The 11,605-nt window shown below is 44.1% G+C and carries 8 protein-coding genes; 1 reads left to right on the plus strand and 7 read right to left on the minus strand.

Annotated features, from left to right (window positions below; all coding sequences use genetic code 11):
• Positions 1-60 precede the first annotated feature (60 nt).
• Positions 61-570 carry an acyl-CoA thioesterase gene (locus QOS07_RS07080; protein ID WP_283588277.1) on the minus strand — a complete coding sequence of 170 codons (510 nt, stop codon included), beginning with the start codon at positions 568-570 and terminating at the stop codon, positions 61-63.
• Between the two features lie 126 nt (positions 571-696).
• On the opposite strand from QOS07_RS07080, the gene QOS07_RS07085 reads away from it, so the two are divergent.
• Complete coding sequence (locus tag QOS07_RS07085; RefSeq protein WP_283588270.1) at positions 697-2,391, plus strand: phosphoenolpyruvate carboxykinase (ATP); 1,695 nt, start codon at positions 697-699, stop codon at positions 2,389-2,391.
• Positions 2,392-2,485: 94 nt separating this feature from the next.
• On the opposite strand, the gene apf is transcribed toward QOS07_RS07085, so the two are convergent.
• The 6 genes from apf to QOS07_RS07115 all read right to left on the minus strand — a co-directional run bounded on the left by apf (position 2,486) and on the right by QOS07_RS07115 (position 11,394).
• Complete coding sequence (gene apf / locus QOS07_RS07090; RefSeq protein ID WP_283588271.1) at positions 2,486-3,226, minus strand: aggregation-promoting factor; 741 nt, start codon at positions 3,224-3,226, stop codon at positions 2,486-2,488.
• A gap of 336 nt (positions 3,227-3,562) precedes the next feature.
• A complete protein-coding gene (locus tag QOS07_RS07095) occupies positions 3,563-4,441 on the minus strand; it encodes a SufD family Fe-S cluster assembly protein (protein WP_283588272.1) in 879 nt (292 codons plus the stop codon).
• 14 nt (positions 4,442-4,455) lie between these two features.
• Positions 4,456-5,040 (minus strand): anaerobic ribonucleoside-triphosphate reductase activating protein, encoded by a 585-nt coding sequence (gene nrdG, locus QOS07_RS07100; RefSeq protein WP_283588273.1) that lies wholly within the window; start codon positions 5,038-5,040, stop codon positions 4,456-4,458.
• A gap of 15 nt (positions 5,041-5,055) precedes the next feature.
• Complete coding sequence (gene nrdD / locus QOS07_RS07105; protein ID WP_283588274.1) at positions 5,056-7,293, minus strand: anaerobic ribonucleoside-triphosphate reductase; 2,238 nt, start codon at positions 7,291-7,293, stop codon at positions 5,056-5,058.
• Positions 7,294-7,628: 335 nt separating this feature from the next.
• Complete coding sequence (locus QOS07_RS07110) at positions 7,629-8,441, minus strand: hypothetical protein (protein ID WP_283588275.1); 813 nt, start codon at positions 8,439-8,441, stop codon at positions 7,629-7,631.
• A 22-nt stretch (positions 8,442-8,463) separates the two neighbouring features.
• Complete coding sequence (locus QOS07_RS07115; RefSeq protein ID WP_283588276.1) at positions 8,464-11,394, minus strand: mucin-binding protein; 2,931 nt, start codon at positions 11,392-11,394, stop codon at positions 8,464-8,466.
• Positions 11,395-11,605 lie beyond the last annotated feature (211 nt).

An 11,605-nucleotide genomic window follows, 5' to 3' on the forward strand; every position in this document is an offset into this window, starting at 1 on the left:
TCCTAGTATTCAAAAAAGGAGATTGGGAAGAAACAATGTTTCTTCCCAATCTCCTTTTTATTATTCCCACGGCTTATCAATTGTAACCGCCTTAAGCATTTCCTGCTGGTATTGACGATTTTCCGCCCGGTGTTGCCGGCGACGCTCATAGCCGCTAACCATTGTTCGTTGCTCATCATTGCATGGCTCCAGCTCATCATAGAGGACACGCTTACTTGGGTCCTGAACAACATACGTCATTAAGCAGGTAAAACCAAGGAACCGTTTACCCGTATGCAGGTCTTCACCGATTACCTTAACAAAAACTTCTAGTGACCGGTGACCCAATCCCGTGACGTAGGCCTCCATGCACATTGAATCCTGGAGCTTAAATGGCTTGAGGAACTGTACGTGGTCCATTGCTGCTGTGACGACGGTTGAACGGGTAACCCGCATTGCGGCAACCGATGCTTCCCCATCAACCAACTCGAGGAGCCGGCCGCCAAAAACTGTCCCGTGTTCATTTAAATCCGCGTTGAATACCCGGTGGATTGAAACTGACAGTGTATCATTACAAGTAACTTTCATTATTGAAACCCCTTACAAATAGACTTGTCCATTTATTTTAACATACTTTGAATATAATTAAATTTTTCTCACAGTTTGCTCAAAAATACACTATAATATTAGCAAGGCTATAAGAAAGGATTGAGATTTATGGCTAAGCAAACAAAGATTCAAACTCCGTCCCTCTATGTCAACACGGACCGCGGAGTAGCACTGCTCAATTTAAGCAAGGCGTATTACAAGGACACTTACTCACTGGTCAACAGCGATGAACTCCTTGAAATCATCAAGCTCTACCTTGACACCAAGAATTTAGAATACGATGATGACGCCTTTGACAACGCGAGTCCAGAACAATATGTTCAGGTATTGAAAAAGATCCTGATCGATGATGACAGCGCCTTTGATAAGTATGACCCAAAAGATATTCTTGCAAGCATCGAAGACCTATACTCCTTCTATCGTTCCTTATTGCGGGTGACCGTAATCAACTACAACAACAGTAAGATTGCTGGTAAGGAATTTAAGTTGCTTGACGGCCAGTTTAATAACCTGGTTCGTGAATCATACCGGGTGGTTGAAGAAAAGCTTCAAGGTTTCCCTAACCAAACCTACCGGCAAGTTAACGCCGGCTCCAACGCCGCTATGCTGGTTCAAACTCATGACTGGCCAATTCCAGATGGTTACGACCAACTGCGGGACATTGACTTCATTGATACGGTCATGCTTCGTCCGCCAATGATGATGCACACTAAGAGTAACAAGCGTGAAGGTGTCTTCTCTGCGGTTGATGAAAACCCAATCAAACGTTTCCATGGTCAAAAGGGCCAATGGTACTGCTACCCTGCTAAAATTGGGGAAAGCTTAGCCTACATTTACTTTGACGTTGACTATCTAGTTAACGGGATCGCCCTTTCAAACCTCTTTCAACTGGCACGGCCAGATGAAGTCCGGGGCCAAAAGCCGGACCTAATCTTGCTCTTCGGTTTGAAAGAAACTGAAGGCATGGTTTCTCACTATTACCATGACACTAAAAATAACATTTGGGTCGGTGAAGTGCCGTACACTGATAAGACCACTTACTTTGGTTACATGAAGAAGATGTGTTTGACCTTGCACAACCTCCACGAAATTTACAGTGGCAGCCTGCCAATCCACGGCTCAATGCTACGGGTACGGTTTACTAACGGAAAAGAAAAGAACGTGGTCTTCTTTGGTGATTCCGGAGCTGGGAAGTCCGAATCAATCGAAGCAATGCAAGAAGTTGCTGATGATAAGATTGTGGAAATGGAAACGATCTTTGATGATATGGGTAGCTTTACCATTGGCGATGACGGTAAGGTTTATGCACAAGGGACCGAAACTGGTGCCTTCGTCCGGCTGGATGACCTATCCAGTGCGGTAGCATTCAACAACATGGACCGTGGTGTATACCTTAACCCTGAGCTATCAAACGCCCGGGTTATCATCCCCGCTGATACCTACGAAAATGTTATCATGCACCACCCAATTGATATGTGGGTTTACGCTAACAATTACGATGACCAGGTTGGGCTCCACCGCTTTGATAACGAAGAAGAAGCAAAGAAAGTCTTTGTTGCTGGTAAGCGGAAGGCGTTGGGAACTACTGATGAAGTTGGGATGAGTACCACCTTCTTTGCCAACCCATTTGGCCCCGTCCAAGAACAAGAAAAGACCAAGCCGGTTATTGACAAGGTCTTCAAGAAGCTATTTGCTGACAATGTCTACGTCGGTGAAGTTTACACCCACCTTGGAAATGATAAATCCAAAGAAGCACTACAAGAATCCGCTAAGGAATTGTTAAATGTGCTGATGAACGAATAATAGCAAATTAAACTAAAAATAAGGGTCCGTGATCAATTTTTTCACGGGCCCTTATTTTATTTGAGGGAGAATAAGTATTATTGATTAGTTGATTTTAGTACCAACCGTGTGATTGCCAGAATGCTTGGGCAGCAGTCCATGAACCATACCGGTTAGCAACGTATTGGTCAGCAACCCGTTCCTGGTTGGCGGCTGAGTAGTCACCGTTCAGGTAAGAGGCAGACAATTGGTAACGACCGATGTATTGACCGTTAGTAGCAGTGTATGAACCACCTGATTCACGTTGGGCAATCCATTCCTTAGCAGCAGCGTCATTACCAGCTACTGATGAAGTGTATGAGCTAGTAGTAGTTGCTGGGGTGTATGAGTAAGAACCTGCTGTGTTGTATGCTGCTGCATTCCCTGCTTGGGTGTAACCAGTACCCGTCGTAACAGTAGTTTGTTGTGTTTGTTGACCAGTGGTCTGGCTAGGTGCAACTGTAGATTGAGTAGCAGTAGTTTGTTGACTGTTATTATCAGTTGTAGTCGTACCATTTGAACTTGGCAGGGTAGCAATTTCTTGTTGCGTTGCTGGAGCAACTTCGCCATTATCCTTAATAACTAACTTTTCACCAACGTAGATCAAGTTCTTGTTGGCAATGTGGTTTTCTTGAGCAAGTGTGTCAACGAAAGTTAAGTCGTGACCAAACTTGTAGGAAATACCTGATAAAGTATCACCACTTTGCACCGTGTAAATTGAGTCGGCGTTTGCACTAGTGGCGGTTGCGATAGTACCTAAGGCAACTGTACCGGCAATAGCGGCGGTAATTTTAGCGACGCGTTTAGATAACTTCATAGAGATAAAATCCTTCCTTTTCAAAAACTCATTTCTCAATATTTGAATCTTGTTTGCTGATTGATTAATATCAATCGATGTATATAACTATAAACGATCGAGGTTACATAGCAATTACCCTGAATTTTCAATTTCTTCTTTTTTAGTAACAAATCGTAACAATGGCTATTAATTTTTTGATTATTCAATCTAACAATCGCGTTCTTACTGACTTTTAGGAAGTACCTAACTTTAACGAACAATTGTAATATTGGGAACGAAAAAAGCTGTGATTCAGGGAAAATTTCCTGAAATCACAGCTTTTTAACTGCTTTTTGTAACAATGATATTACTAAATCAGTCCTTAAATGGCTTACCAGCGGTCATTTCCACCTGGTTTTCGACGGAAAGTGGTTCGCCAGACGCTGGCTGAAACTTGCCTACCTGAACTTGACCACCCTTATTCTGGTCCACATAGGTCGTGAGATGCGCACTAGTTCCGGTCCCAAAGCCATCTACCGACGGAATAAAGTCATGGATCCCGGTTCGACCTGGCTGTAAGTATATTTCACCGTTCCAGGTGCTCTCATCACCATCGAGGAAATCGTACAAACTTAGCGTCAGGTCACCTTCATTTTCAACCACTAGCCTAGTATTTAAACGTGCACCACGGGCTTGGTAAGCATGGACAGCCGTAAAGATTGCTGGCGCACGTAATTCATTTACCTGTTCATAATCAACCTGGGCACCAGGGCCGACCAGTAATTCGGTCCCCGCAAACATTGGCTGGGCACTCTTCAATTGGAGTTTTTCCTTGATTGTAACCTTACTATTAGCGCCGACTATGATTACATTGTGGGGATTGGTCAACATCCCCTGCCCCGCAAATTCAATGGGGGTTGATACTTGCCGGTCAGCCGGAACATAGATAAATTGACCACCGTCGAGATTTGCCAAGTGAGCCGCAAATAGCTGGTTATCTTGCCAATTAATACCCTTCTCCATCAGGTTTTCCTGGAGCAAGTCGGAATACTGGTCAACAGCTACGGATAAGGGCAGCGCGACAAAGTCACCGATCATACTTAACCAGTTAGCTTGGTCAGTCCCCATATCCTGCCATGGTAACCACTTCTCCTGGTGGGGATATTGGCGGAAGGTCTTTTGCAGCGTATTTGCCAGCTGCCGTTTCTTTGTTAGCCACTCTGGCTCATTTTTCCAACGGTTATCAGCAGTCAACTTAATCCGACCTCCTAGTGAATTAGCTTATCCCAGATGACAACCTTACCCTGGTCCAACGACTTGGGAACGTCAATGATCCGTTGGTTAGAACTACCCCGGAATTGCAGGGTCAGGTCCTTCTTAGCCAAAATAAAGCGACCATCAACCAAGATATCCAGGTTGTGTAATAATTCCAGCTTATCTGCAGATTCCTTCTGTAATTCTTCCCAGGTATATCCTGTCCAGGACCAAATATCCTTTTGGTGGCCAAATTCCTTACGTAGCCGGTGCACTAACTTCAGGCAAACCTGGGTGTTGAGGAAGGGCTCCCCACCCAACAAGGTTAACCCTTGAACATAGTCATGGGATAGGTCTTCCATAATCTGGTCTTCAAGTTCCTGGGTATAAGGTTGCCCGTAGTGAAAGTTTTGCGCTGCCTTATTGTAACAACCAGGACAGTTAAACAGGCAGCCGGAAACGTACAGACTACACCGCACCCCTTCACCATCGACAAAGTTAAAGGGCTTGTAGTCAGCAACATATTGTAACGAATGGTCTTTTGCCAGCCATTCTTGTGGTTGAGGGTTATTTGGTTGTTTTACTTCATGCTCTACCATCAAATAACCTGCCTTTTAAATCTGCTGGCCCTTAATTGAAGCATGGGCTGAACGATCATCCATCTGCCGTGAAGTTTCAAACTGGGCGGCGGACTTAATCATCTGCGGGTCCATGTGCTTAACCCGGTGAATAATTTCTTCATGACGGCCGTGAACCATTGGCCGTTGTTGTGGGTTGCCAAGGTAACCACAGGTCCGCTTAACAACGTCACAGGTAGCCGGGTCAGAATTACCACATTGTGGGCACTTAAAGCCCTTTTCGGTGGCCTTAAATTCACCCTTAAAGCCACACTTGAAGCATTGGTCAATCGAGGTGTTGGTACCGAGGTAGCCAACATGGTCATAAGCCCAGTCCCATACTGCCTCAAGTGCCTTCGGATTCTGGCGAAGGTTTGGATATTCACAATAGTGAATAAAGCCACCAGCAGCTTGGTATGGAAAGTCCTCTTCAAATTCTAGCTTTTCAAATGGCGTTGGGTGTTTGCGTACATCATAGTGGAAACTATTAGTGTAGTATTCCTTATCAGTGACGTTTTCTACCCGGCCAAACTTCTTAATATCATCCTGGCAGAAAGTGTCAGTCAGGGATTCGGCAGGAGTAGAGTACAGGCTAAAGTGGTACCCTTCTTCGTCTTCCCACTTAGCACAAAGGTCGTGCATGGCCTTCGTGATTGAAACAGCGAAATCATGAGCTTCCTTGTTGTGCTCCCAGTTAGGACCGTAGAAAGTAGTGCAGACTTCATAGAGGCCGATATAACCCAAGGAAACCGTTGCCCGGCTGTTCTTAAATACTTCATCGACACTGTCCGTCTTCTTCAGCCGTTTACCAAAAGCACCGTACATGTACAACAGTGGGGCATTTTCAGGCTTGGCTTCCTTGGTCCGCTTAATCCGATAGTCAAGGGCAGTCTTACAAATTCCCATCTTTTCCTTGAAGATTTCCCAGAAGAGACGCTTGTCGCCATGAGCTTCCAGGGCAATCCGTGGTAAGTTAACGGTTACGACCCCGAGGTTCATCCGGCCAGAGTTAACTTCCTTGCCGGTTTCAGGATCAGTCCATCCTTGAAGGAAAGACCGGCAACCCATTGGTGTCTTAAAACTACCAGTGATCTCCTTAATCTTGTCATACATCAAAAGATCAGGGTACATCCGCTTGGTTGAGCATTCCAGTGCCAACTGCTTAATGTCATAATTAGGGTCACCAGGGTTGAGGTTCAACCCCCGCTTAAGGGTAAAGATTAACTTAGGGAAAATTGCCGTCCGGTGTTCCTTACCGAGCCCCTTAATCCGGATCTTAAGAATAGCCTTTTGAATTTCACGGGAAATCCAACTCGTACCAAGGCCGAAGTTAACGGTTGTGAATGGAGTTTGCCCCTGGCTTGAGTACAAGGTATTAATTTCGTATTCAAGGGCCTGCATTGCATCATAGATGTCTTTTTTAGTCTTTTCCTTAGCAAATTCTTCCCGCTTGTCAGGAGCAATCCACTTTTCAGCATCCTTCATGTGCTTTTCGTAGTTGATCTTGGCATATGGTTCTAGCAACTGGTCGATTCGGTTGGCAGAACAACCACCATACTGCAGTGAAGCAACGTTTGCGATGATTTGGGACATCTGAGCAGTGGCAGTTTGAATTGACCGGGGAGATGATACCCAGGCATTACCGATCTTAAAGCCGTGCTTGAACATTTCATCAAAGTCGATCAGGCAGCAGTTAGTTTCGGGAGTAACTGGTGAGTAATCCAAGTCGTGCCAGTGGATATCGCCACGAAGGTGGGCTTTAGCAACGATTTGGGGAAGCATCCGCAAACCTAGTGCACGGCTAACAACGCCGGCTTCCAAGTCCCGCTGAGTATTAAAAACCCGGCTGTCCTTGTTGGCATTTTCGTGGACCACGGTATCCTTCCGACCGAAAAGCTGCTCCAGCTTGTATTGCGGATTAGTGGCCTGGGCAAATTCTTCTTCATCTTTCTTCCGGTAAGCAAGGAATTGCTTGGCCAGGTCATCATGACCGGCGTCCTTCAACCCCTTAACAAACAAGTCTGCGATGGTGGTAGTTTGGACCTCTTGTTGATCAATTAACGCATTAAAAATAGCAAGATCAACACTGTGACGGGTTTCTTCATCAGCTGATAACGAATCTAAAACCAGGTCGATCTTATATGCGTAAAAGGAAGTTGGGGTCCCATCGCGTTTGATAACCTTCAACTTTGCTAGGTTATTTAAGTCTTTTTTATCAATAATTTGGACCTTCATACTCCCATTTCTCCTTTCAAGTGAACAGTTTCTATCTTAGCACAAATACAATCTGTGGGAAGACTTGACTTTTAAAACCCCATATGTTGTGGTTGGTTTCAAATTACCAGGAAGTCTATAAATAAACCGGTTAACCACTTTGGACGATAAATTTTAAAGCGCCATTTCGTAAGGCTTACGGTCTTTTTGTTAATTAATTTGCTGGCTAAAGTGATCAGTAAAATCAATTTCCCTTATCAAAAGATAGAATTTCTCCTTACCGGCAAATATGAAAAAATTATCATTTAAATAAAAACAGACCAGGTTCACTGTAAGAACCTAGTCTGTTTTTTTGACTAATAGCTACCGCCGGTCATTGCACCAGTACCGTTAGATGGGGCACTAGGTGTTGAGGCAGGCCTGCTTGGTGCGGCTGGTGTGTAATTATAGTTACCACCACCACCGCCACCACGGTAGGATGATCCACCACCGGAGTAGGAACTACCACCTCTTCCACTATTAGAAGAGCCGCTACCACCAGTAGATTGACTATTATTACTGTTGTTGCTTCTGTTTGAATTAGAATTGTTGCTGGACGAACGTGACGAGCTGCTGCTGGAAGAACTGCTGCTGTCCTCACTGGATGAATCTTCGGAAGAATCACTGTGGTCCTTCACTACCAGCTTCTTAACAACCTTCTTGCTTCCGTTAGTAGCAATGATGTCGTAAGTCCCGGGTTGGTCAAAGGTGTAACTAAAGTTAGTTTCTCCATCCTTTGAGTTGAAGGTCTTAAAAACGTTCCGGCTGTAATGGCCGACAATCTTTACCTTTGTGTTTGGCGAAACATCAAAGTTGACCTTCTTTTCCCCTTCGTCATTTAATTCAACCTTTTTGTCAAAGACAAGCGTGACACTGTCCGCACTTTCCTTGGTAGTTGTAGTTGGTGTTTTTACGGGGTGGGCCGCTACTTGTTTATTTTGGTGGGACAGGAAGGCACTTCCACCAAAGCCACCAATGATTAAAATCACTAGTAGCCAGTTGATGAAGACCCGTCCACCACCAACATTGGATCGTCCACGCTTAATTCGGTGAACTTGAGTGAAGAATTGCAGGATCAGTAAAACGACCGCCACAATTCCACATAGTAAAAGAACTCCTTGTAAATTCATATCTACTCTCTCTTAATTAGGCTTAGGCAAACGTGTTTGTTGCCCGGTTGTAACTGAAACTCTTGGTCCACTGATCAGCAGATGGTACTGTCTTGCCGTCCTTATCAGTAGGGTTACCACCAACCCCATCGGTGTAACGGAGAACAAACTTGATTCCATCAGCTTGGGCCAACTTGCTATTTGCGTCACTTAACTCGATGTCAGTCTTAAAGCCACTCTTACCAGCATTGTAAATTGAAGAGTAGACATTGGCAACATCTGGCCGGTCCTGTAAAGTAACCTGACTCCGACCAAGTTCCTGACTATTCTTGGCATCCAATACAATAACATAGGTGTTCTTAATGTTAATAGCGGCATCACTAGCCATCCACCCTTCAACATGCAACTTGCTTTGGTTGGTGGTTGGTGTTTGATCGTTCTTATTGTTATCCTGGTCAGAATTGTTTTCAGTATCAGCTTGTGTAGCTGGTTGGTTAGCGGCAGGCGATTCTGCTGTAAGCTGGGCAAGATCAATATTGTATGCTTGTTGGTTAAAGTTCAAAACATTGGTCAACCAGTAGTCAGTGTACGCGCCATCACCGCCATTGCCCTGGTCAGAAGTTGAGTACCGGCTAACTAGTGAGTAAGTGTGACCGTAAATAAGCTTAGAAGCATCAAATCCATAGCTAAAGCCTGAGTCTGCAGCATTCTTAATCCCCCGGTATACCCGTTGAACATCGTTACGTTCCGTCAGTCCGTTCTTTTCATCCAACTTAACGGCATCAACTTGCTGGTTAGCAGTGCTGTCGTAGAGGATCAAGAAATGGTTTGGTTCAACTTGACTCATGTTAGTGGCGTTCCAACCATTAAAGATCATCTTACCACTATCTAAGTCCATCTTAGCGCCGTCAAAGTTTGCGTAATTACCGGCATCTCCGGAAATAAGCCGTTTAGCTGGGAACCAGTAGTCAACGTTACTACCTTCACCATTTGCGCCATCACTGTAACGGCTGATTACCTGAAGATTGTGTGCAAGGTTGACACCAGTCAAATTAAAGTTAACGTCGAAGCCGGATTGGCTAGCATCCAGGATGTTTGGATAAACATTGCTTACATCTGGGCGGCTAATGCCATTTTTAACTTCTTGCCGGCTGATTTCACGACCAGTAGTAGCATCAAAAAGAATGATGAAGTGATGGTCACGGCCGACACGCTGGTTAGTTGCATTCCAACCAGAGACATGAAGCTGGTTCCCATCGACGGCCATGCTATCGAGATTACCAACATTAGTGTTGTAATCCATCGTGTAATAAGAACTTACTAAGTCAGCAACGTCATTGTTACCATTAGGGTCACTAGTCCAACGTGAAAGGATCCGCAGCTTGTCACCAGACTTAATTTGGCTTAAGTCTAGGTCAACGGTATCGTCAAAGCCGGAAGTAGCGGCGTTCCATACCGGGTGAACCGCAAATACGTCGGGACGGCTAACACCACCAGTAACTAACTTCCGACCAACTTCATGGAACTGGCCAACAACTGGGTTTTGACCATAGTCAAGAATAATTAGGTAGTGGTAGTTACGGTTACAACTGTCACTGTTAGCGTTCCAACCAGTAACATGGATCCCGGTATCAGTCATGTAAATGTTATCGATACTTGCCCAGTTACCGTTTAATCCAGCAACAACACGTAGGTTGTACGGGTCGGTACCGTCACTAACGTAGGTAACTACATAGTTTTCATCCTTGGTATTAGCGTTAACCGCTTCAGCTGACAATTGGGCTGCCCGTTCCCGTCCGTTAATGCCGGCTCCAGAAAGTTCAGTATGGTAGTATTGACGCTGTTCAAAGGTGACCGCATCCCACACTGAATTATTAACAGCTGTCCATTCAGAAAAGGTAGTCTCTTGTTTCTGACCATTATCCTTTAAAACAATCGTACGGGTACGATTAAACTTAACTTTTTGAGTAAAAGGCTTACCAACCTGGGTCCCATCAGCAAACTGATAAGTAATTGTACGGGTAATAGTACGCCAGAAGTCGTTGTAATCCTTGTCCCCTTCTTTAACTGACTCTGGTTTTGTTTCTGATGATACTGGTACATATGTTATATCAATTGCTGGAAGTGTTGAGGGATTAGAATCAGTCTTGTTAATTCCTTGTGTAGTAATATTTTTAGTTACATAATGAGTCTGGTCTTTATCCTTATAACTAGCAATATAATTTGTCTCTGAAGGGATATCAACTTCATCGGCATCAATAAGGTTCCAGTCACCTGAATAGTCGTACTTACCATCAGCATTTATTTTCCCATCACGGCCATAGTAAATATTTTGTACTATTGACTTAGTAGTTTTACCATCCGGCTGGGTAATATTGATTGTCCGCGTGATCTTCCGATACATGTCAGTATTTTTAAGGTCATCATCTGTAATGTCAGCCTTGTCCTTCTTATACTCAAGTGTATTTTTTAGAAATACAATATTGATAGCAGAAGTATCTACCTGACCATTGCTTGTAGTATTAACTTTGCTAGGTACTTCAGTAATAACTTTACCATTAAGAGTAGGAGTCATCCCATTCTCCTGTGGAAGAGTGACACCACTCCAGGTTGCTCCATTTACAGTCTGCTGTTGTTTTTCTAATGGCTTACCATCGGTAGTTGTAAAATTGACAGTCCGTTGTACCTCCTGTGAAGTCGTTTCAGGAGTAGTTTGGTTATTATTGTCCTGATCCCCTTGATTATTTTGGCCAGCAGTATTTTGACCATTCGTCCCGTTAGAAGGAGCTTGACTTGGTGTAGAAGAGTCGTTTGCAGCAGCACTAGTAGATTGAGTTACCACTGGCTGAACTGTATCAGCTTTAACTTGTTGATCACTAATAGCAGTGCCGGCCATCACAGAGAAGCCAACAAGTGCTGCGGTTACCCATAACTTGCCGCTCTTGTACATCTTAAAGTACTTCTTCTTTTCCATTATTAAAAAGACCTCCAAAAAATCAAAAATTCTTTAAAGTTCACACATTCTTACCTATTTTAGCACAAATATTAATAATTCAGTACTATTCATAATAGTGGAACTATTATAAAACCTTTAGTAGTCTAGTACAATGTAAGCACACCATAACGACACGTATTGAAAAAGGCGGTCGTGATCCTCAAGCTTGGATCACGATCGCCCTACTTAT

The sequence above is a fragment of the Limosilactobacillus viscerum genome, assembly GCF_947387525.1.
Classification (GTDB): domain Bacteria; phylum Bacillota; class Bacilli; order Lactobacillales; family Lactobacillaceae; genus Limosilactobacillus; species Limosilactobacillus viscerum.